This window comes from Agrobacterium sp. 22-209-1 (genome assembly GCF_053522485.1).
In genome coordinates, this window is sequence record NZ_JBNWCH010000008.1 from 38,123 (window position 1) to 60,716 (window position 22,594).

Sequence of the window (22,594 nt, forward strand, 5' to 3'; positions counted from 1 at the left end):
ACGGCGGTTTGCCGTCTGATCGAACCCATCTTTGGAGGAGGACCGGGAATGAACAATCATTTTAAACTGAAATCCACGGCCTGTGCGCTTGCGCTTATCGGCTCGTTTACGCTTGGCGGTGCTGCCACTGCGCAGGATGCAGTCAATCTGCGCATGACGATCTGGAGTGCCAATGAGGCGCATCTGAAGCTCTTCAACGATATCGCAGCGGGTTTTAAAAAGGATCATCCAAATGTCAGCGTGACCTATGAGTCCCTGCCATTTGATACCTACACGACGGCGCTCACCACCCAGATCGCGGGCGGCAACCCGCCTGACATGGCCTGGATTTTCGAGACGTCGGCCTATGACTTCGTCAAGTCCGGCGCGCTCTACCCGCTCACCGACACGCTGAAGGCCGCGCCAGGCTATAATCTTGAGGAAGTCAGCGCCGGGGCCACGGAACGCTGGTCGCAGGACGGTACGCTTTACGCCTATCCGTTCTCGACGTCACCCTTTGCCGTCTTCGTCAACAATGATCTCATCAAATCCGCCGGCGCCAAAACCCCTGCCGACATGATCGCTGCCGGCGAATGGACCTGGGAAAACGCCATCGCCATGGCCTCGGCTGTCGCCAAGACCGGTAAGGGCGGGCTTGTCGTCCGCGATTTCAATTACCAGAGCTGGCAATATCTCACCTCGGTCTGGAATGGTTGGGGTGCTTCCCCCTGGAGCGCTGACGGCGCAACCTGCACCATGGCGGAAAAGCCGATGGCGGATGCCATTTCGTTCATCCACGACGCCATCTTCGACAAGAAGGCCATTCCTGGTCCCGGCGAGACGGTCGATTTCTTTGCAGGCAATGCGGCAATGACGATTACACAGATCAGCCGCGCCTCGCTTCTGCCGAAGGACAAGCCGTTCGGTTGGGACCTCGTGCCTCTTCCGAAGGGCCCTGCCGGCGAGTATGCGCTGATCGGCCAGGCGGGCATCGGCGTCATGCAGTCCGGCAAGAATGCGCAGACCGCGGCGGAGTTCGTCGCTTACATGACCAATCCGGAAAATTCCGCCAAGCTCAGCCAGTTCTTCCCTTCAGCGCGCAAGTCTTTGCTGAATGCGCAGGTGCTGAAAAAGACCAATCCGCTGCTCAGCGAGGAGCAGATTGAAAAGGTCGTCATATCGGGCATCGCGACCGGCAAGGTCATGCCCGGCCACACCGGTTTTGCCCAGATCCAGCAGATGGTGCGCTCAAACCTCGACGCGGTCTGGCGGCCGCAGGCCGATGTCGCCGGTGCGCTTCAAAAAATCTGCGGCCAGATCGGGCCGCTCTTGAAGCGCTGAGGAGGAAACGATGGCTGTCGCGCAGGAAGTTACCCGTCGTCCAGATCGCCCGGTGTCGGCGTTCTGGACCATCGCGCGGCGCGACAGCCTTGCAGGCTTCCTGTTCATTGCCCCGCAACTGATCGGGATTATCATTTTCGTGCTGATCCCGCTCGGGCTGGTGTTCTGGTATTCGCTGCATGAATGGAATGTGCTGGCCAACACCTTCACCTATACGGGCGCCCAGAACTACCGGATGTTGATGGAGGACGGCAATCTTCGTGAGGTGCTGGGCGCGACCGCGATCTTCTCCGCCGGGCTAGTCGTGTTCAACCTGTCGCTGGCGCTGCTTCTGGCCGTTTTGCTGAACCAAAAACTGGCCGGCATTGCCATCTTCAGGACCCTGTTCTTCTCGCCGGTCGTCGTGTCGCTGGTTGCCTGGACGATCGTCTGGGGTTTCCTGCTGCAGAAGAACGGCGGCATCAACGGCATGTTGCTGATGATCGGCATCGAAGGCCCAAATTGGCTGCGTGAGGAAACGACCGCGATGATTTCCGTCATCGTCGTGCAGGTCTTCAAGAATGTCGGGCTTAACATGATCCTGTTTCTGGCGGCCCTTCAGGGCGTGCCGAAGGAACTCTATGAGGCGGCCCGCATCGATGGTGCGCCCGTCTTCAAGCAGTTCCGTCGCATTACCCTGCCGCTGATCAGCCCGACGATCCTGTTGACCTCGATCATCACCATCGTCGGCTCGCTGCAGGTCTTTGCGCAGATCGCTGTCCTGACCCAAGGCGGTCCGGGTCTGTCGACAACGGTGCTGGTCTATTATCTCTACCAGCAGGCCTTCCAGTTCCATTTCTTCGGTTATGGCTCCACGCTTTCCATCCTGCTGTTCGTGATCGTCGCGGTATTGACCTTCGCCCAATGGCAGATGCGCAAAAGGATCGTCTTTTATGAAAGCTGACCTTTCCCCCCGTATGCAGGTGGCGCTCTACGGGCTGTTGTGCGTGCTGCTGATCCCCTTCGTCTTTCCGACCTGGTGGATGGTGACCTCGTCCATCAAGCCCATCAGCGACATCTTCGCCTTCCCGCCGCAGCTCATCCCGCAGAGCTATGACTGGACGACCTATTCGAAGGTCTTCGAGCTGCAGCCTTTCGTGCGGCAATACTGGAATTCCGCCTACATTGCCGCTGTAGTGACAGTGGGAACCATGATCATTTCCTCGATGGCGGGATATGCTTTTGCGCGGATCCGGTTTCCGGGTTCCAACGCCATCTTCATGATCGTGCTGCTTGGCCTGCTCATTCCGTCGGAGGTGACGATCGTGCCGCTTTTTCAGATGTTTCTGAAGGCGGGTATGGTCAACACACACTGGCCGCTCATCCTGGTGCCGATCTTCGGCGCGCCCAGTGTCTTTGCCACCTTCGTCATGCGGCAGTTTTTCGTGACGCTTCCGGGCGAGTTGGAAGAGGCGGCGCGCGTCGATGGTCTCGGGCGCTTCAAGATTTTCCGCAAGATCGCACTGCCGCTCGCCAAACCGGCGCTGGCCTCGGTCGCGATCTTCACCTTCCTGCACTCCTGGAACCTGTTCCTCGAGCCTATCGTTTTTCTTTCCAGCGCGGAAATGTTCACGCTGCCGCAGGCGCTGACCCAATATACCGACGCCTATGGCGGACCGATGTGGAATATCCAGCTTGCCGCAGCGACGCTGACGGCGCTGCCCGTGCTCATCGTCTTCGTGATTGCCCAGAAGCAGTTCGTCGAAGGCCTCGCCCATACCGGCCTCAAGGGCTGAAGAACCGGATTTAATCGATGGCTAATGTTTCCCTGTCCGACATCCGCAAAAGCTATGGCGCGGTAAAAACCATTCACGGCGTCGATCTCGACATCAAAGATGGCGAATTCGTTGTTCTTGTCGGCCCCTCCGGCTGCGGCAAGTCGACCCTGCTGCGGATGGTCGCCGGTCTCGAAACGATTACCGGTGGCGAACTCAGGATCGGCGAGCGGATAGTCAACGATCTCGACCCGAAGGACCGCGATATCGCCATGGTGTTCCAGTCATACGCTCTTTATCCGCATATGACGGTCGCCAGCAATATGGGTTTTTCGCTGGAGCATCGGGGTTCGAACAAACAGGAAATTGCCGAGAAGGTGAATTGGGCTGCCGAAATCCTTGGCCTTACCGCCTTACTCGACCGTTATCCACGCCAGCTTTCCGGCGGCCAGCGTCAGCGTGTCGCCATGGGCCGGGCTATCGTTCGCAATCCGCAGGTGTTCCTGTTCGACGAACCCCTGTCCAATCTCGACGCGAAACTGCGCGTCGTCATGCGCGGCGAGATCAAGGCGCTGCACCAGAAGCTCAAAACCACCACGATCTATGTGACGCATGACCAGGTGGAGGCGATGACGATGGCGGACAGGGTCGTCGTTCTGAATGGCGGCAGGGTCGAGCAGGTCGGCACACCGCTTGAACTTTACGACCGTCCGGCAAACCAGTTCGTTGCCGGCTTCATCGGTTCCCCCTCCATGAATTTCCTGCCTGGCGTGATATCGCAAGCCGGTTTTGAAACCGGCGGTGTGGTCCTGCCGCTGCCGGCCGCTGCCGCAGCTCTTGCGGGAAGAGGGGCCACTTATGGCATCCGCCCGGAGCACTTCGCGCTTGACCCTTCCGGCGTGCCGGCCGAAATCCTGCTCGTCGAACCGCTGGGATATGAAACGCAGGTCACCATGACGCTTGGTGGTTCACGGGTGCTCGGCGTCTTTCGCGAACGTATAGGACAGGCGGTCGGCGAGGAGATACGAATTTCACCGGCTCTGGACGGAATTCATCTGTTCTCGGACGAGAACGGCAATCGGCTGAACTGACTTTGGCGTCTGCGGCGGTTAGGAGCCGCAGACGCCGGACATGTCCGGGCAAGCCCGACCGCGCTTCAGGCGTTGCCGTCATCGCGATCGGTCATTTCAAAGAAAGCTGCTTTCGAACAGCTCGCCTGAATAGGCCGAATGGGTAATACCCGCTTCAAGGTCGGCCTTGGTCAACTCATCGACAAACACGCCGTTCTGCATCACCAGAACGCGGTCGCACATATGGGCGATCACCGCGAGGTCGTGGCTGACGAGGACAAAGGTCAGGTCGCGTTCTTCGCGCTGGTCGGCAAGCAGGTTCAGGATTTCCGCCTGAATGGAGACGTCGAGCGCGGATGTCGGCTCGTCGAGCAGCAGGATCGGCGGTTCGAGGATCAGCGCGCGGGCGATCGCCACGCGCTGGCGCTGGCCGCCGGAAAGTTCATGCGGGAAGCGCTCGGCGAAATGTGCGGGCAAACCCACCTGTTGCAGCGCGGCCGGAACCTTCGACCAGCCGTCGCCAAGCCCCATGGCGCGGATCGGTTCGGCGAGAGCCCGGCCGATGCGGTGGCGCGGGTGCAGCGAACCGTAAGGGTCCTGAAACACCATCTGGGCCAGTTTCAGTTCGTCCCGACTGCGGGTCTTGCCGACCGGTTTGCCATTAAAGCTGATGGAGCCGGTCCAGCCGGCCTCCAGCCCAGCCAGCGAGCGCAACAAGGTGGACTTGCCGCAGCCGCTTTCGCCGACGATGCCAAGGGTTTCCCCCTTGTTGACCGTGAGGCTGACGCCGCGCACGACGTGATTGCTCTTTTCCTTTACGCCGTAGACGACGTCGAGCTTGTCTACCGTGATCATCCCATCACCTCCGCATCGATTGCCTGACGATCCAGCACCTTGAGACGCCGCACCGGATTGCGGGGATCGGGCATGGCCGCGATCAGGCCCCGCGTATAGGGATGTTGCGCATCTTCCAGCTTCGTCAGCGTCTCCACGACGCGCCCGCCATACATGACCAGTACTCGTTCGCAGAAGGCCGCGACCATGCGGATGTCGTGGCTGATAAGAATAAGTCCGGAATTATTCTCGCGCACCATCTCGTCCAGCAGCAAGAGCACATCCTTGCGCACACTGACATCGAGGGCCGAGGTCGGCTCATCGGCGATGACGAGTTTCGGCTTGGCGAGCAGCATCATGGCGATCATCACACGCTGGCCCATGCCGCCCGATATCTGGTGCGGATAAAGCGCCATGACACGATCAGGATCGTTGATGCGCACACGCAGCAACATGTCACGGGCTGCATCTCTCGCCGCCTTCCCGGTCAGCGCCAGATGCAGTTCGGCGGCTTCCGCCACCTGTTTGCCGATGGGCAGCACCGGGTTGAGCGAATAACGCGGGTCCTGCATGATCAGCGCCATCTCGCTGCCGCGGATCGCGCCCATTTGCCGCTCGGATTTTGAAAGCAGCGGTTCGCCGAGAAAATCCATTCTCTCTGCCGTCACCGTTGCGCTTTTCGGCAAAAGCCGCATGGCGGCCCGGCCGGTGGTGGATTTGCCGGAGCCGGATTCACCGACGATACCGACCCTTTCTCGCCCGACATCGAAATTGACGTTGGACACGGCAGGAATGGTGTTGCGGCCAAAACGGACATGGAGGTCGCGGACCGAAAGGATGGGGGAGCTATCAGGAACGGGCATGACGCGGATCCAGAAGGTCGCGCAGCGTATCGCCGGCGATGTTGAAGGCAAGGCTCGTCAGCAGGATGGCGATGCCGGGCATGACGGCGACCCACCAGTAATCGAGCATGAATTTGCGGCCGCTGGAGATCATCGCGCCCCATTCCGGAAGCGGCGGCTGGGCTCCCAGGCCAAGGAAGCCGAGTGAAGCGGCGGTCAGGATGATGCCGGCCATATTCAACGTCAGGCGAACGATGACCGAGGGAATGCACATCGGCGCAATGTACAAAAACAGGATGCGCATCGGCGAGGCGCCATAGAGACGGGCGGCGGCGACATAGTCGGTATTGCGCACCACAAGCGCTTCCGCGCGGGCAAGACGCGCAATCGGCGGCCATGCGGTGAGCGAGATCGCAATGATTGCCGTGCCGAGACCGGCGCCCATGGCGGCCGCAAAAGCAAGTGCCAGTACGAGGGACGGGAAGGACAGGACAATATCCGTGGCACGCATCAGGATCGCGTCGGTGCGCCCGCCAAAGAAGCCGGCCATGACGCCGATGGCAAGGCCGATCGGACCGACGATAACCGAGACCGACAGCACCGTCTGGATGGTGATGCGGGTGCCGTAGACGAGTCGGCTGAAAATGTCGCGACCGAATTCGTCGGTTCCGGCCAGATGCACCCAGCTGGGAGGCTGGAGCGCGTTTTCGAGCGCCTGGCGCGCAGGATCGTAGGGTGCAATGAGTGGCGCGAAAATGGCAACCACGACCAGAATGGCCAGAATGGCGAAGCCGAACATGCCAAGCGGCTCGTCTGCGAGCTTACGAAGCGTCCGCATGGTTGTGGTCGAGAGGCGCGACAGGGCGCCGGGGCGATCAACGGTATTGTTATGCGCGATATCAGTCATCGTGCAGCCTCCCGTGTACGGGGATCAAGCGTGGTGTAGGCCAGATCGGCAAGGAAGTTGAGCAACATGAATATGAAGCCGATGACGATTGTGGCGGCGAGGATTGCATTCATATCGCCGATGAGCAGCGCATTCGTCATGTACTGGCCGATGCCGGGCCAGGAAAAAACGATCTCGGTCACCACGGCGCCTTCCAGCAGGTTGCCGTAGGAGATAGCCAGAACGGTGATGAGCTGCACGGCGATGTTGGGCAGTACATGCCGGGTTATGGTGCGTGCCGGGCTGACGCCCTTCGCTCGTGCTGCGATGACATAGTCCTGGCTGAGCTGTTCAAGGGTGAATGCCCTCGTCATGCGGGTGATGTAGGCCATGGCCATATAGGCGAGGATGATGGCCGGCAGGATGATATGCCCAAGCGCGTTCCAGAAGATTTCCGTCTCGCCCGCAAGCAGGCTGTCGACGAGCATCAACCCCGTCTTCGGCTCGACAATGCCTTCGTAGAAGACGTCGACCCGACCGGGCCCGGCGACAAGGTTAAGGTTCGCATAAAAGATCACCAGCCCGACGATGCCAAACCAGAAGACCGGTATCGAATGCCCCACAAGCGCAAAAACCCGCGCGAACTTGTCGATGAAGGTGTCGCGGAAGAGAGCGGCGGCAAGACCGAGTGGGACGCCGATGACCGTCGAGATGATGATCGCCAGCGTGGCAAGTTCGAAGGTTGCGGGAAAGGCCTGAGCCAGATCGCGGGTAACCGGGTTGCCGGTGAGGATAGCAATGCCGAAATCGCCATGCAGCAGTCCGCGCAGGTATATGAAAAATTGCTGGTAAAGCGGCAGGTCGAGCCCCAGCCGCGCCCGCATGGCCTCGTACGCCTTGGGGTCGGCAAGTTCGCCGACGATGGCACCGACCGGATCGGTCGGCATGACCCGGCCGATGATGAAGGTGATGCACAGAAGAATGAAGAGGCTGACGATCAGTTGCAGGAAACGATGTCCAAGCCCGCGCAGTGAGATCTCCGTCATTGCTGGCCGCACTTCCCTGTAAGAAAGCCGTCAGCGGCCAGGGTATTGCACGCTGCTCGCCGCAGACGCGCAATTCTCCTTTGCAAAAACTCTCGATGGTACTTCATCCCAACTCCTCCCTGAGTTAACATGAAAACATATGATGTGCGGTCATGTCATCATATGAGTAACGAAGGGATTCGTATTCTGCAAGAGGGAAGAGTGGCATGATGGGCGACAAGGCGAGGCCGCGGGAGAGGCGGGCGCAACAGATCATCGATAATCTCAGCGCAGAAATTCGCAGTGGAAAACTGAAGAATGGGGATCAGCTTCCCACCGAACCGGAGCTTGAGCGCAGCTATGGCGTGAGCCGCACCGTGGTTCGCGAGGCGATCGCGGATTTGCGTTCCGCCGGCTATGTCGTTCCCATCCAGGGCAAGGGGGTTTTTGTCAGCAACGCCAGTGAGTGGGCCGGCGTGAAGCTGACGCAAACCGAAGTCGGCACCATCGCGGAAACGCTGGAAATGCTGGAGTTCAGGCTTGCGACCGAAGGGGAGGCGGCCGCAATCGCCGCCTATCGCCGCACCGCCCAGCAGGAGGCCGCAATCTCTGCAGCGCACCGGAAAATGGCCCGCGCCATCGATGCGGGTGAAACCACCGTCGATGCCGATTATGAGTTCCATACGGCCATCGCGATCGCCACCAACAACCGCTTTTATCTGGAGGCTCTGCGTCAGTTCGGCTCGCGCTCGATACCGCGTGGGCAATTCCCGACGCTGCCGGAAACCGGTGATGCGAATTATCTTCGCAAAGTGCAGGCCGAGCACGAGGCAATCCTGCGCGCCATCGTCGAACAAGACCCGGATGCGGCGCGAAAAGCCATGCGCGAACATATGCTTGCCAGCCAGCGTCGATACAGGTTGCTGTCGGAAGCGCAATAGCATCTCGACACTCATCTTATTTCATGCGATGTCATATGATGACTTGTATGGAGAGAGGAGAGAATCGATGTATGTCGGCACCCAGGTTGCTGCGCGCGATGATGAGGATTTCAAGGTTTGGGCGCAGCTTGGCGTCAAAAATATCAATGCGGATCCGCCCGGAAAGCCCGCGAGCTGGACTTTCGAGGACTTCGAGCGTCACCGAGACAAGGTCGAAAGCTTTGGCCTCGTTCTCGACATGGTGCAATTGCCCCTGCCATCGCGGCCCATTGAAGAGGCGTCCTATCCCGATATCCTGCTTGCCGGGCCGGATCGCGACCGGCAGATCGATGCCGTCTGCACGATGATCGAAAATATCGGCAGGGCCGGAATCCCTGCGGCGAAATACAATCTCAACCTCATCGGCATTCCGCGCACGGAAATGGAGCGCGGACGTGGCGGTTCGCTCAATGAAGCCTGGCGTTGGGACAAGGCGGACCACGATGCCGCGCCGGGCCTCGCCGGCGTTCTTTCCGAAGATGAGAACTGGGAACGCATCGACTATTTCCTCGAGCGCGTGGTGCCGGTGGCTGAAAGCAACAAGGTGCGTCTCGCCTGCCATCCGCACGATCCTTATACCCCGCCGGGTTACAAGGGGGTGACACGCGTTCTCGGCACGGTCGAGGGGCTGAAGAAATTCGTGCAGATGCGCGAGAGCCCCTATCATGGTCTGAATTTCTGCCAGGGGTCGATCGGCGAGATGCTCGATAATCCGCGCGAGGAGATCGACGACATCATTCGCTGGTTCGGTAGTCGCGACAAGATTTTCAACGTCCATTTTCGCAACATCAGCGGCGGCAAGCTCTCCTTCATGGAGACATTCCCCGATGAGGGCGACATGGACATGGTGCGGTCGCTGAAACTCTATCATGAGCTCGGTTATCGCTACATGATCATGCCGGACCATGTACCGACGATTGCCGGGCGCGATCCCGTCGGCGTCGCTTTCGCCTTCTGTTACGGCTACATCGCAGCCCTGATCGAAGCGCTTGATAACAAACATCTTTGACCATTCTGGCTCGCGGCGCATCCGGCGTCGCGGCTTTTTCCTGAACATGAATTACCAATCTGTAGGAGGAGCAGGTATGAAAAGAACACTAATCCGTCTCGCATTCACCACCGTTCTGGGCGCAATGCTCGTGCAGGGATCGCCCGTCGCGGCCAAAACCCCCAACGACCAGCTGGTCATTGGAACGTCGCTGGCGCAGGTCCTGTCTCTTGATCCGCACCAGGCGACGGAGGCAAAGGCCAATGAAATCATGGCCAATCTCTATGACCGCCTGATTTCCGTCGATGGTTCGGGCAAGGTTTCCCCCCAACTTGCCGAGCGCTGGGAGACGGATGACAAGGGCATCACCTTTCATCTGCGCGAGGCCAATTTCGCTTCGGGCAATCCCGTAACCTCGGCCGACGTCGTCTATTCGCTCACTCGCCTGCTGAAGATGAACCAGGCCGCAGCCGCCAATCTGAAGCGCGTGGGTTATAACGCCGATAATATCGACAGGCTGGTCAGCGCACCCGATGAAAAGACGGTTCGCCTCGATCTTTCCGGCGAGACGACCTCCGAACTGCTCCTCTATCGTCTGGCCATGGTCATCGCCAGCGTCGTCGACAGCAAGGAACTCAAGTCGCATGAAAGCAATGGCGACTGGGGCAATGGCTGGCTGAGAACCAATTCCGCCGGTTCCGGTCCCTTTACGCTCAATCGCTGGTCGCCCAATGAGATCATCATTCTCGAGGCCAACAAGAACTACGTGGCCGGTAGCCCGAAAATGCGCCGCGTCATCGTGCGGCATGTGCCGGAAAGCCAGGTTGAGCGCCTGATGCTGGAGCGCGGTGATATCGACATCGCCAGTGCGCTGACGGCTGCCGACCTTGCAACCTTCAACAACAAGGAGGGTTTCCAGATCCAGCGCGTGCCGACGGGCGGCTTTTACGTCCTGTCCATGAATGCCGGCAAGGAGCCTTTGTCCAACCCCAAGGTCCGCGAAGCGATTGCCTATGGCATTGACTACAAGGGCATGGAAAAGACCATCATGGGTCCTTATGGCAAGGCGCGCACGGTGCCGGTGCCGCAAAACTTCGAATACGCCATTGCGAGCCCTGACTGGAAGCTCGATGTGGAGAAGGCGAAGGCTCTCCTCAAGGAGGCCGGTTATGAGAACGGCTTCACGCTCACTCTGAAAACGATTGCGCAGACGCCGCGCATCGATCTCGCCACCGCCATCCAGGCCTCGCTCAGCCAGATCGGCATCAAGGTCAACATCCAGCAGGGGAACGGTTCGGAGGTTATTGCCGCCCACCGCGCGCGGGATTTCGATCTGCTCATTCCGCAGACCGGCGCCTACATGCCGAATGTGCTGGGCTCGATGGAGCAGTTTTCGTCCAACCCCGATAATTCGCTGGCTGCCAACAATGCCGGCAATTTCGTCTGGCGCTCGGCCTGGGACATTCCGGAACTGACGGCGCTCACGGCAAAGGCGTCGCTGGAACCCGATGCCAAGAAGCGTGGCGAAATCTACACGCAGATGCAGGAAATGTTCGTCGCCCAGAAACCGGCGGTGCTGCCGATGTTTGAGAGGTTCGAGCCGATCGTGCTGAATGCGCGCGTCAAGGATTATGTGGGGCATCCCAGCCAGACGACGCGGCTTGAAAACGTAACGAAGGACTGAGGACAAACGACAGCCTTTGCAACAAGTGACGGGCGGCTTTACCGCCCGTTTTTATGAGGTTTTTGGCCCGTGCCCCGGAAGGCTTCCGCCGCAAGGTTCATCCGGCGCTTTGCGTTCACGAAGCAACGCGGCAACAGGCGATTGCCGCCGTCATCCCACAATTTCAGGGGGTTTTCTCAAGGACTTCATCGGTTTAGACCGTCCCGCAACTGTTCCTTCCGTCGTGCGAGAGTCGCGAACTCCGCTCACCCACCTCCCGAAGAATGCGTTGACGACAATGAACCTTGCACAGATAAAACTTCCGTCGCGGCCGCTGAGCCTCAAACGCGGCGTCATTTCGGCGCCTGCAGCCTATTATTTTTCCATTCCGGTGCTTCTGGCCATCACGGTCGTCATGCTTGTCGCCGAAGGCCCGGGCATATTGCGCGACTATCAGATCAGCAAAAATCCGCTGGAGATTGAAAGCGGCGATATCAGCGGCAGCTGCAAGACGCGCAAGGCGATCTTCACGACCTGCAAGGCCGATCTTTCCTATGACCATGCGGGCGTAAGCTACAAGAAAGATGTCGAGGTCATGTTCGTCGATTTCCATTCCGGCGATTATGAAACCGGACTGGTCATCTCCGCGAAGAACCCGGAACTCGCAACGATTTCGCTGGGTCTCGACATGCTCTGGAACCGCATCATCACGCTTGGCGTGTTCGTTGTCCTGCTCGGTTTCGGCAGTCTGGCGATGCTGTTCACGCTTCTGCGGATCCTGCGGGTTCGTCTGCAACTGCGCAAACCTGAGCCTTTGTCCGTCATTCCGGTGGCGCTGACGGCGGTTGCCGAAAAACGCAGCCGTCTCTTCGTCACCTATGCCGATACGGTGAGGGACGATAAAACCAAGCGGCAATCTTTTGCGCATCTGGAGCGGGGCCGCATTCCCGTTGTCATTGGTCACACCGGAAAACAGGATGTGGCGCTGGCGGTCCTGCATGGCGACAGCGCCTTGCCGGTTCTGCTCGACGACCGGCTGGAGCGGATCGACCTGACCGAGCAGGAAAGGGCGGAAGCCCTTGCATCAATTGCCCCGATGCTCGCCAGTGAGGCGCAGGAGGCTGCAACGGCCCAGGCCGCGGCGATGAAGAAGGGACCGGGCCTGCTGCGCAGACTGGGCATTTTCGCTGCGATCGTCGCCGTCATCGTCGTCGCGGTGTTCGGTTACTGGCTGTGGTATGTCACAAGCGCTCCCTCGCAGTTCAACTCGCCCGGAATGGACATCAACAACATGCTGCCGGCGGCGCTTAACGAATGGGGTTGCGCCCGGTTGCAGGAGCGTTTCGCCGATGGCGCGGCGCCTTTCGGATGTGCCGCGGCAGATTACCGAAGCTGGAAATAAAGTTTCGGTCGATGATTTTCCCGGGTCGGTTTGCCATAAGCGTGACAGCCTGGCGCGCCGGCCCGCTTTCTTTTTCGTGCGCGAAAAAATATTGAAACAATTATCAATGGTTGCATTAGAGATTTATAAATAAACCATTCCCATAGTGCCATCCTGAGCGGTTCTTCAGAGGCTGGGAGAGTGCGTCATGTTCACGGTTCTGGAATGCGTTGCCATACAGCACGACCACGCGGTCGTGCTTATCGCGGCTGTTATCTGCCTTCTTGGCATGTTTGCTTTTTTTCATCTTTTATTGCGCGCGGAAGAAAGTCCGGCTGGCCGCAAACCCTACTGGGTGCTGGTTGCGGCCTTTGCCGGGGGACTGAGCGTCTGGGCGACGCATTTCGTCGCCATGCTGGCCTACAAGGGTGCGGTCCCGATCGGTTATGATTTCGCCTTCACGGCTCTTTCTGCGGTTCTGGCCGTTTTCGGTTTCTGGTTTGCGCTCATTACACGCTCGCAGGCCGCTCACAGCCCGGTGATCGTCGGCACGCTCATCACCTTGTCGGTCGCCGTCATGCATTTCGTCGGAATGGCCGGAATGGATGTCGCAGCCACGATCAGCTACAGGTGGAGCGCGGTGGTGGGTGGTTTTGCGGTCGCCTGGGTGTCGTTTCTTCTGGCGTTTTTCCTTTTCCGTCGCCTCGGCTCCTGGCAGCGCATCGCCGCGCCGGCCGGATCGGCGATCTTCGCGATCTGCGCACTGCATTTCACGGCCATGTCGGCCACGGTGCTTTCGCCGGATCCATCCGTATCCGGGCCTGATCCCGACAATGTCGCCCGGCTGATCATGATCTGCGCCATTTCCGGCGTCACCTTCCTGATCCTGTCCACCACTGCCGCTGCTGCTCTTGTGGATCGTTACCTTGTCGATCTCAAGGGGCTTGTGGATGCGACGCTCGATGGTCTCGCCGTCGTGCGCGATGGGCGGATTGTGGAGCTTAACACCCGCTTTGCCGGCCTTCTGGGTCGGGAGGAAGCGTCGCTGATCGGACAAAATCCCGACGATCTTTTCAAGGCCATCGACGGACAGCCCGCCTATCTGCCGCGCCACACACCGGTGGAGGCGGTTCGCGAGCGCGCCGGCCAGGCGCAAATATTCGAGCTTAGTGTGCGCACGATCGAATTTCGCGGCCATCCTTGCGAGGTGATGGCCATTCGCGACCTGACGGAAAAGCGCGAAGCGCAGCGGGAAATCGAATATCTCGCCCGCCACGACGTCCTGACAGGCCTTTCCAACCGCACCATGTTCCAGACCCGCCTTCACCAGCAGATCGAGCTCTGCGACGAGGAGGACCAATTCGCGCTTCTGGCGCTCGATCTCGACCGCTTCAAGGCGGTCAACGACATATTCGGCCATGCCGAAGGGGACCGTGTTTTGAAAAAGGTCGCCGCTATTCTCGATGAATGTGCAAGGGCAGGCGATGTGGTCGCCCGCCTCGGCGGCGATGAATTCGTCATTCTGACCGCACGGCAAACCAGGGCGGAAGAGGCCCGTTTGCTGGCAGAGACGATCCTTGGCATGTTCGCGCTGAAGATGAATGTCGCCAACGATCCGACTTCCGTTGGCGTCAGCATCGGCATCGCCGTCTTTCCGCGGGACGGGAAGGACCACGAAAGCATCATGCATGCCGCCGATCTGGCGCTTTACCGCGCCAAGATGGGCGGGCGCGGCATATTGGCCTTCTATGACCCCCTGATGGACCAGGAAGCGCGCGAACGCCGCCAGCTCGAGACGGATTTGCGGCTCGCTATTAATCGCAACGAACTGCTGCTGAATTATCAGCCGGTCCTTTCGGTCGAATGCGGCCAGGTGGTCGGTTACGAGGCGCTGGTGCGCTGGCAGCACCCAACGCGCGGCGTCGTGCCGCCGGATGTCTTCATTCCGATTGCCGAGGAGAGCGGTATCATCATCTCGCTCGGCGAATGGGTGCTGCGCGAGGCCTGCCGCCAGGCAAGCACTTGGGCGCCACATCTGAAGATCGCGGTGAATGTCTCGCCGTTGCAATTCTCGTTGGCCAATCTCGGCCATGTCGTCTGCACCGCACTGATGCAGACCGGGCTTTCGCCGAACCGGCTGGAGCTGGAAATCACCGAAGCCGCGCTTTTGAAAGACCGCAAGGCGACGCTGATCATCCTCAACCAGTTGAAGGCGCTCGGCGTTGCCATCGTCATGGACGATTTCGGTACCGGTTACTCCTCGCTTAGCAACCTGCAGAGCTTCCCCTTCGACAAGATCAAGATCGACCGAAGCTTCATCGCCGCCATGAGCGACGATGACAATGCCCGCGCCATCGTGCGCGCGGTAATCGGGCTTGGCCGCAGCCTCGATCTGCCGGTGACGGCAGAGGGGATTGAAACGGATGCGCAATACCGCATGGTGGTCGATGAGGGTTGCGCGCAAGCGCAGGGCTATCTTTTCGGAAAACCGGATGTCGCGCCCGCGCCGGCGGCAAACCCTGCCAGACGGAAGAGACACCCCGTTTGATAAAACATGCGACGGCACAATGGTGCCGCCGCCCTCCTTTCCCGTGCCCGATGGAACGAGAGCCAAGGCAGATCGTTAGGTTAGCGTGTGGCGCGTCCATGCCGCTGTCAGCCCGACCGGGCGGTATGCCTGCCTGTCAGCGAACGCGCCACGGATGGATAAACCTATCTATGGGAGAGACCGCGATGACAGACCGCCTCGAGCCGCAAGACCCGCGCAGCCAGTATCCGCGCCCGCCGTTTTCCACCCCGACCCAGGAAATGCCTGGTCTGGTGACGAATATGACGCCTTTCCCGGACCATGGTGAGAAGACCTATCGCGGCGCCGGCAAGCTTGCTGGGCGCAAGGCGCTTATCACCGGAGGCGATTCAGGCATCGGCCGCGCGGTCGCTATCGCCTTTGCGCGGGAGGGCGCGGATGTGGCGATCTCCTACCTGCCGGAAGAAGAAGCCGACGCCGAGGAAGTTGTGGCGCTGATTGAGGCGGAAGGTCGAACAGCCGTGGCGCTGCCCGGCGATATTACCGATGAGGCGTGGTGCCGTGAACTGGTTGAGAAAGCAGCAGGCGATCTCGACGGACTGGATATTCTGGTCATCAATGCCGCAAGACAGCAGTATCGTGACGACATAGAGGAATTGTCGACAGCCGACTTCGACCAAACCATGAAGACCAATCTTTATGCGCTTCACTGGATTGCCCAGGCGGCTGTTCCCTATCTCAAGCCGGGGTCGTCGGTGATCACGACCGCCTCGATCCAGGCATATGAGCCCTCCGCAATCCTGCTAGATTACGCAACCACCAAAGCCGGTATCGTCGCCTACACAAAAGCGCTGGCCAAACAGCTCATCGAAAAAGGTGTGCGCGCCAATTCCGTTGCTCCCGGTCCGTTCTGGACGGTGCTTCAGCCAAGCGGCGGCCAGCCGGACGAGAAGGTGAAGAATTTCGGCAAGGACAGCGATTTCGGCCGTCCGGGACAACCGGTGGAACTGGCGCCCGTTTATGTGCTGCTGGCGTCGCAGGATGCGAGCTTCATCAATGGCGAAGTTTATGGTGTGACTGGCGGCAGGGGCATTGCCTGAGGCGATGCCCGCCATGCCGGACGAGCCCATGAGGATTTCCAAATGAAACGGCAGGCAGACCATTCAGAAAGGAATTTGAAGAGCTTGGATGTCCGCGACCGGCTGATACTGGCGCTTTATGCACAGTTGAAAGCCGAGCGGCAAACCCGCGAGGCGATGGAATGGGTCATCCGCAATGGCGGGCTGTCGCCGGAGGTGCTTGAAGCCATGGCGTCCGACCCGGTACCGGTTCTGGCAGAGGCGGACGTGCCCGCCATCGAGCGCATTCTGGCCAGCGGCCGACGCGGAGAAACGTCCTCCCACAGCGATGACGAGGGACGACGAGCATGAACCGGAGAGCGAGCTGGAGAGGCAAGCTGACCTTCGCCGATTTCAACTGCGAAGTCGGTCTTTATTCCGCACTGACCTCGGCGGAGAAAATCTCCTTCAATATCGTCAACCGCAAGACCGGCCACCGCGTCGAGCGGCAATATTTCGATAGCGATACCGGCGAGGCGGTTCTTCGCGAAGATCAGGTCAAGGGATACGAACTCGACAATGGCGACCATATCGTCATTGAGGGAGACGAGATCGCAAAGCTGATGCCGGAAAGCGACAAGGTTATCCGCATCAGTCACTTTCTGCCCTGTGACGAAATCGACAAGCTTTATTTCGACAAGTCTTATTATCTCGCGCCAAGCGGTGAGGGTGGTGAAGAGGCGTTGACGCTTCTGGCGAAAGCCATGAACGACGAGAATGTCGCAGCTCTCGGCGAAGCGGTGCTTTTCCGCCGCAACCGTGTCCTGCTGATCCGTCCGTGCGGTAAGGCTCTCGTCGCGACGACGCTGAATTTCAGCTACGAGGTCCGTTCGCAGACATCGGTCTTCAAGTCGATCCCTGACATCGAGTTCGATGAAGAAATGCTCGAGCTCGCCGGGCACATCATCGAAAAGCGCGCAGGCACCTTCGATCCCGCCGACTATAGCGACCGTTACAACGATGCGCTGGCAGAACTAGTGAAAGCCAAGATCGAGGGCCGGGAAATCGAGAAACAGCCGCCACGCAAGGAAGACAATATCATCGATCTCAAGGAGGCCCTGCGTCGCAGCGCCGGGGCCGAAAAGGACAGCAAGAAAAGAGCGACGGCAAAAGGCCGCAAGGCGCCGCGGAAAGCGAGCTGATCTATGGGATTGCAGACCTACAACGCCAAGCGCAGTTTCGACAAGACACCGGAGCCCAAAGGCACGAAGGCCGAAAAGCAAGGGTCGAGCTTCGTTATCCAGAAGCACGATGCCCGCCGACTGCACTATGATTTTCGGCTAGAAATGGACGGCGTGCTGAAAAGCTGGGCGGTGACGCGCGGCCCTAGCCTTAATCCCGAGGACAAGCGCCTTGCCGTGCATGTGGAAGACCATCCGCTCAGCTATGGCGATTTCGAGGGCGTCATCCCGAAAGGACAATATGGCGGCGGCACGGTGATCGTCTGGGATCGCGGTACCTGGCAGCCGATCGGTGATGCGCGCAAGGGTTATCGCAAAGGCCATCTGGAGTTCGAATTGGACGGCGAAAAGCTGAGAGGCCGCTGGCATCTGGTGCGCATGCATGGAAAGCCCGGAGAAAACCGGGAGAACTGGCTGCTGATCAAGGGCGATGACGAGGAGGCGAGGCATAAGGGTGGCGCGGATATTCTCGAAGAACGGCCGGAATCCGTAAAAACCGGGCGCAGCGTCGAGGAAGTCGCAGCCAAACCGAAGGATACGTGGAATTCCAAGCCGGTATCGAAAAAGGCCCTCGCTTCGACGTCGGGCAAGAAACAGGCGCATGTGCTGCCCAAAGGTGCACGCAAACTGACTATGCCATCTTTCGTTCCGCCGGCGCTCGCCACCCTGAAGCCTAAACCGCCGAGTGGAGATCGCTGGCTGCATGAAATCAAGTTCGACGGTTACCGGTTGCAGGCGCGTATCGATCAAGGCAAGCTTCAGCTGCTGACCCGCAGCGGGCTCGACTGGACGGAAAAATTCGGTGATGCCGTAGCATCCGCGCTGACGGCGCTACCGACAGAAACGGCGTTGATCGATGGCGAAATCGTCGTTGAAGGCGATAACGGCGCATCGGATTTCTCCGCCTTGCAGAAGGATCTGAGCGAAGGGCGCAGTGACCGCTTCGTATTCTATGCCTTCGACCTTCTTTATCTCGATGGCAGCGATCTGCGCGCTGCGGCATTGAGCGAGCGAAAGGCACTGCTGGAAAAGCTGTTGCCGGCAGGCGATCCCCATCTCCGCTACAGTCAGCATTTCGAAGAAAGTGGCGCGCTTGTCCTAGACCATGCCTGCCGGCTGAGCCTCGAAGGCGTCATTTCCAAGGTCAGGAACAGCAAATATGTTTCCGGCCGCATGGGCGAATGGGTAAAATCCAAATGTTCGATGCGACAGGAATTCGTCATCGGCGGTTATACCGTCTCCTCGACATCGGACCAAGCCATTGGTTCGCTTGCACTCGGCGTTTATGAAAAAGGCAAGCTGCGCCATGTCGGCCGTGTCGGGACGGGTTATACGGGCGACGTGGCGGAAATGCTGCTTGGCCGGCTGAAGCCGCTGGAACGCAAGGGCAGCCCCTTCGGTGACAAGCTCACCGCGCTTGCCCGCCGCAATCTCCATTTCGTGGAGCCGGAACTGGTGGCGGAAGTGGAGTTCCGCGCATGGTCGGGAGATGGCAATCTTCGTCACGCCTCCTTCCGGGGTCTACGGGAAGACAAGCCGGCTGGGGAGATCGAACGCGAGGAGAAGGTCGTGTCGAATAGCAAGGCGCCGCAGTCGAAGATCAAGTTCACTCACCCCGACCGGCTCTACTGGCCGGACGATGGCGTGACGAAGGAGGGACTGGCCGACTATTATGCGCAGGTCTGGCGGCACATGGCGCCCTTCGTGGTCAACCGGCCGCTCGCGCTGCTGCGTTGCCCGGAGGGCATAGAGGGCCAGCGTTTTTTCCAGAAACACGCCTGGCGCGGCATCAACAAGGCAATCGAGCAAATCAAGGATCCGAAGGACCGGGGCGGCGAACCGCTGATCCGCATCACCGATTTCAATGGCCTGATGGCGCTTGTGCAGTCCGCCGCGCTTGAAATCCACCCTTGGGGGGCAACCACCGCCAACTGGGAAAAGCCTGATATGATCACCATGGATATCGACCCTGGCGAGGATGTGGCCTGGGAGGCGGTGATCGAGGCGGCGCAGGAACTGAAGCGGCGTTTCGAAGAGGCGGGTCTTGCCGCTTTCGTCAAGACGTCCGGCGGCAAGGGGTTGCATGTCGTCGCACCGTTGAAGCCGCAGGCGGGCTGGGCGCCGGTCAAGGCCTTCGCGAAAGCCATGGCAACGGATATGTCGAAGGCCGAACCGGAGAAATATCTCTCCGTCGCCACCAAGGCGAAACGGCAGGGCCGTATCTTCATTGATTATCTGCGCAATGGCCGGGGCAATACGGCGGTCGCCGCCTATTCGACGCGCGCCCGGCCAGGGGCGGCCATTTCAGTGCCGCTCGAATGGTCGGAGCTGACGGCCGAGATCGGCCCGGCCCATTTCACCGTCAGCAATATCGCCGCGCGCCTTTCCGCGCTGAAAAGAGACCCTTGGGACGGCTTTTTTACTGCTGCCGAGCCGCTTCCGAAAAAGACCCGCTGAAGGCATCGAACCTCAGCGTCTTTTTTCGGAAGCAAGGCTTTTCTTAAGGGCATCCATGATGTTGATGACATTGCCGCCGCTGCGTGCCTTCGGGCCGGTTTTCTTCTTCGAGGAGGAGGCCTCCTCGCCCTTGGACTTCAGCAGGGACTTGATCTTTTTCTGAATGGGGTCCTGCACCAAAGCCGGCTTCCAACCCGTCACCTGTTTGCCGATGCGTTTTTCCATGGCCTCCAGCAGCGGCCGGTCGATTTTCATCCTCGGCTCCAAGGAGTCGATGCTTTCGCGCATTTCCTCACCGTAATGCAGCGTCCAGAGAATGATGCCCTTGCCTGAAGGTTCGAGGAGCACAGCCCTTTCGCGGCGATAGATCACCAGACGCGCAATGCCGAAAACATCGTTCACCTTCATGGCTTCGCGGATGACGCTGAAGGCTTCGGTGCCGATCTTGTCTTCCGGGCGCAGGAAATGTGGACGGTCGTACCAGATCCAGTCAATCGATCCTTTCGGCACGAAAGTCTTGATATCGATGGTGCGGGTGCTTTCCAGCGCTACCGCATCAATCTCGTCATCCTCCAGCAGAACGTAATCGTCCTCGGAGCGTGGAAAACCCTTCACCTGGTTTTTCGCCGCGACCGGCCTATGGGTGACGCTGTCGACATACCGGCTTTCGACCCGGTTGCCGGTTTTGCGGTTGAGTATGTGGAAACTGTATTTGTTGCCTTCCGTCGTCGCGGGTGTCAGCGAGACGGAGGCCGTCACCAGCGACAGCTTCAAATAACCCTTCCAAAAAACCTGCCGTGCCATGTCCGCGATCCACGTTGATCTCCCGGAACAACAGCCAAGGGCGGCGTTTGTTCCGGGAGAAGCGGCCCGTAGCGGCAGTAATGCAGCTATCAGAACAGCGAGGTCAGCCCGTAAACCGCAGCGGAGATCAGCGCAGCCGCCGGCATGGTCACGATCCACGCGATGACAATATTGCCGGCAAGGCCCCAGCGCACCGCCGAGACACGGCGGGCCGCGCCGACGCCGACGATGGCGCCGGTGATCGTGTGGGTGGTGGAGACCGGAATGCCGAGCCATGTCGCACCGAACAGCGTCAGCGCGCCGCCGGTTTCGGCGCAGAAACCCTGCATTGGGTTCAGCCGGGTGATTTTCGATCCCATCGTATGAACGATGCGCCAGCCGCCGAACAGCGTGCCAAGCGCCATGGCCGACTGGCAGGAAATCACCACCCAGAAGGGCACGTAGAAGCTTTCGCCGAGATGTCCCTGGCTGAAGAGCAGCACGGCAATGATGCCCATGGTCTTCTGCGCGTCGTTGCCGCCGTGTCCCAGCGAATAAAGCGAGGCGGAGATGAACTGCATGACGCGGAAGGTGCGATCCACGGCAAAGGGCGTCTGCCGCACGAACAGCCAGGAGACAGTCAGCACCAGAAGCAAGGCGAGGAAGAATCCGATGGCCGGCGACATGAAAATGGCCCCCACGGTCTTCAGCAGGCCCGACCAGACGATGGAATTGAAACCCACCTTGGCAAATCCCGCACCGACGAGCCCGCCGATCAGCGCATGCGACGAGCTGGAGGGAATGCCGAAAATCCAGGTGACGATGTTCCAGACGATGGCGCCGATCAGCGCCGCGAAGATCACCTGCGGCGACACGATGGCCGGATCGATGATGCCGGTGCCGAGCGTTTCGGCCACATGCAGGCCAAAAAACAGGAAGGCGATAAAGTTGAAGAAGGCCGCCCAGGCGACCGCATATTGCGGGCGCAGTACGCGGGTGGAAACGATGGTGGCGATGGAATTGGCGGCGTCGTGCAGGCCGTTCAGGAAATCGAAAAACAGCGCAATGGCGATGAGGCCGACAAGCAGCGGCAAGGCAAGTGCGACATCCATCAGACGTTCTCGATCACGATGCCGCTGATTTCGTTGGCCACATCCTCGAAGCGGTCGACGACCTTTTCGAGTTCGCCGTAGATCTCGCTGCCGATCATATAGGCCATGGCATTGCCGCTTGCGCCGTGGCGGCGGAAGAGGTCCTTGAGACCCAGATCGTGAAGTTCGTCGGAGCGACCTTCAACGCGGGTCACCTCTTCGGCGATGGATGACAGACGATGCGCATTCGTGCCGACTTTGTTGAGAAGCGGAATGGCTTCTGCGATGAGGCCGGCTGCGCGCACGATCTCATGACCCATTTCCTTCATCAGCGGATCGAATTCCGTTTGCTCGAAAAGACGGATGGTCTTGACGGTCTTGTGCATCATGTCGATGGCGTCATCCATCGACTGAATGAGATCCTTGATGTCGCCACGATCGAATGGCGTGATGAAGCTGCGTCTGACCGCAAGCAGCACATCGCGGGTGATGTCATCCGCCTGGTGTTCCAGCGCGACGATGAGGTCGCAGTTTTTCTCGACGTCGACGCCGCTCAAAAGTTGGTCAAGGGCCTCGGCCGCTTTGATAACGGTTTCGGAATGTTTGCTGAACATCTCGAAGAAACGGTCCTCGCGCGGCATCAGCTTGCGAAAAATACTCATCATGCGAATTGGCCCTCAATGGCGCTATATTA

Annotated in this window: 20 protein-coding genes; 13 read left to right on the top strand and 7 right to left on the bottom strand. The window is 59.5% G+C overall.

The features are described from left to right. Positions 1–48: 48 nt before the first annotated feature. The 4 genes from ACQZ48_RS17400 to ACQZ48_RS17415 are packed head-to-tail and all read left to right on the top strand — an operon-like array spanning position 49 to position 4,165. Positions 49–1,320: an ABC transporter substrate-binding protein gene (locus ACQZ48_RS17400; RefSeq protein ID WP_448729076.1), complete on the top strand. Its 1,272-nt coding sequence runs from the start codon at positions 49–51 to the stop codon at positions 1,318–1,320. Between the two features lie 10 nt (positions 1,321–1,330). After that, positions 1,331–2,263 carry a carbohydrate ABC transporter permease gene (locus tag ACQZ48_RS17405; RefSeq protein ID WP_448729077.1) on the top strand — a complete coding sequence of 311 codons (933 nt, stop codon included), beginning with the start codon at positions 1,331–1,333 and terminating at the stop codon, positions 2,261–2,263. Then, positions 2,253–3,095 carry a carbohydrate ABC transporter permease gene (locus ACQZ48_RS17410; protein WP_077983456.1) on the top strand — a complete coding sequence of 281 codons (843 nt, stop codon included), beginning with the start codon at positions 2,253–2,255 and terminating at the stop codon, positions 3,093–3,095. The genes ACQZ48_RS17405 and ACQZ48_RS17410 overlap by 11 nt, the downstream gene beginning before the upstream one ends. Before the next feature lie 17 nt (positions 3,096–3,112). After that, the gene (locus ACQZ48_RS17415; RefSeq protein WP_448729078.1) at positions 3,113–4,165 is read left to right on the top strand and encodes an ABC transporter ATP-binding protein; all 1,053 of its coding nucleotides are present in this window, start codon (positions 3,113–3,115) and stop codon (positions 4,163–4,165) included. 96 nt (positions 4,166–4,261) lie between these two features. Here ACQZ48_RS17415 and ACQZ48_RS17420 read toward each other — a convergent pair whose 3' ends face one another. The 4 genes from ACQZ48_RS17420 to ACQZ48_RS17435 all read right to left on the bottom strand — a co-directional run bounded on the left by ACQZ48_RS17420 (position 4,262) and on the right by ACQZ48_RS17435 (position 7,752). Then, complete coding sequence (locus ACQZ48_RS17420; protein WP_142913035.1) at positions 4,262–4,999, bottom strand: ABC transporter ATP-binding protein; 738 nt, start codon at positions 4,997–4,999, stop codon at positions 4,262–4,264. After that, positions 4,996–5,841 carry an ABC transporter ATP-binding protein gene (locus ACQZ48_RS17425; RefSeq protein ID WP_448729079.1) on the bottom strand — a complete coding sequence of 282 codons (846 nt, stop codon included), beginning with the start codon at positions 5,839–5,841 and terminating at the stop codon, positions 4,996–4,998. The genes ACQZ48_RS17420 and ACQZ48_RS17425 overlap by 4 nt, the downstream gene beginning before the upstream one ends. Next, positions 5,828–6,658: an ABC transporter permease gene (locus tag ACQZ48_RS17430; protein ID WP_374638333.1), complete on the bottom strand. Its 831-nt coding sequence runs from the start codon at positions 6,656–6,658 to the stop codon at positions 5,828–5,830. Before ACQZ48_RS17430 ends, ACQZ48_RS17425 begins: the two co-directional genes overlap by 14 nt. Positions 6,659–6,723: 65 nt before the next feature. After that, entirely contained in the window at positions 6,724–7,752 is a 1,029-nt protein-coding gene (locus tag ACQZ48_RS17435; RefSeq protein WP_077983451.1) for an ABC transporter permease, read from the bottom strand. 206 nt (positions 7,753–7,958) lie between these two features. On the opposite strand from ACQZ48_RS17435, the gene ACQZ48_RS17440 reads away from it, so the two are divergent. The 9 genes from ACQZ48_RS17440 to ligD all read left to right on the top strand — a co-directional run bounded on the left by ACQZ48_RS17440 (position 7,959) and on the right by ligD (position 20,026). Then, entirely contained in the window at positions 7,959–8,672 is a 714-nt protein-coding gene (locus tag ACQZ48_RS17440) for a FadR/GntR family transcriptional regulator (protein WP_077983450.1), read from the top strand. Positions 8,673–8,739: 67 nt separating this feature from the next. Next, positions 8,740–9,720: a mannonate dehydratase gene (locus ACQZ48_RS17445; protein WP_448729080.1), complete on the top strand. Its 981-nt coding sequence runs from the start codon at positions 8,740–8,742 to the stop codon at positions 9,718–9,720. A gap of 124 nt (positions 9,721–9,844) precedes the next feature. Continuing rightward, the gene (locus ACQZ48_RS17450) at positions 9,845–11,383 is read left to right on the top strand and encodes an ABC transporter substrate-binding protein (protein WP_448729142.1); all 1,539 of its coding nucleotides are present in this window, start codon (positions 9,845–9,847) and stop codon (positions 11,381–11,383) included. Positions 11,384–11,660: 277 nt separating this feature from the next. After that, on the top strand, positions 11,661–12,764 hold the full coding sequence (locus tag ACQZ48_RS17455) for a hypothetical protein (RefSeq protein WP_448729143.1): 1,104 nt from the start codon (positions 11,661–11,663) through the stop codon (positions 12,762–12,764). 187 nt (positions 12,765–12,951) lie between these two features. Beyond that, positions 12,952–15,291, top strand: a complete 2,340-nt coding sequence (locus ACQZ48_RS17460; protein WP_448729081.1) for a bifunctional diguanylate cyclase/phosphodiesterase — start codon at positions 12,952–12,954, stop codon at positions 15,289–15,291. Between the two features lie 185 nt (positions 15,292–15,476). Further along, positions 15,477–16,370, top strand: a complete 894-nt coding sequence (locus tag ACQZ48_RS17465) for an SDR family oxidoreductase (RefSeq protein WP_077983492.1) — start codon at positions 15,477–15,479, stop codon at positions 16,368–16,370. Positions 16,371–16,412: 42 nt separating this feature from the next. Further along, positions 16,413–16,700 (top strand): hypothetical protein, encoded by a 288-nt coding sequence (locus ACQZ48_RS17470; protein WP_173991625.1) that lies wholly within the window; start codon positions 16,413–16,415, stop codon positions 16,698–16,700. Next, positions 16,697–17,530 carry a non-homologous end joining protein Ku gene (ku, locus tag ACQZ48_RS17475; RefSeq protein ID WP_448729082.1) on the top strand — a complete coding sequence of 278 codons (834 nt, stop codon included), beginning with the start codon at positions 16,697–16,699 and terminating at the stop codon, positions 17,528–17,530. The genes ACQZ48_RS17470 and ku (ACQZ48_RS17475) overlap by 4 nt, the downstream gene beginning before the upstream one ends. Before the next feature lie 3 nt (positions 17,531–17,533). After that, complete coding sequence (gene ligD, locus ACQZ48_RS17480; RefSeq protein ID WP_448729083.1) at positions 17,534–20,026, top strand: DNA ligase D; 2,493 nt, start codon at positions 17,534–17,536, stop codon at positions 20,024–20,026. A 12-nt stretch (positions 20,027–20,038) separates the two neighbouring features. Here ligD and ku (ACQZ48_RS17485) read toward each other — a convergent pair whose 3' ends face one another. From ku (ACQZ48_RS17485) to ACQZ48_RS17495, 3 genes are all read right to left on the bottom strand, one after another. Continuing rightward, a complete protein-coding gene (gene ku, locus ACQZ48_RS17485) occupies positions 20,039–20,830 on the bottom strand; it encodes a non-homologous end joining protein Ku (RefSeq protein WP_448729084.1) in 792 nt (263 codons plus the stop codon). Between the two features lie 89 nt (positions 20,831–20,919). Then, on the bottom strand, positions 20,920–21,921 hold the full coding sequence (locus ACQZ48_RS17490) for an inorganic phosphate transporter (RefSeq protein WP_077983442.1): 1,002 nt from the start codon (positions 21,919–21,921) through the stop codon (positions 20,920–20,922). Next, positions 21,921–22,565: a DUF47 family protein gene (locus tag ACQZ48_RS17495; RefSeq protein ID WP_448729085.1), complete on the bottom strand. Its 645-nt coding sequence runs from the start codon at positions 22,563–22,565 to the stop codon at positions 21,921–21,923. Before ACQZ48_RS17495 ends, ACQZ48_RS17490 begins: the two co-directional genes overlap by 1 nt. Positions 22,566–22,594 lie beyond the last annotated feature (29 nt).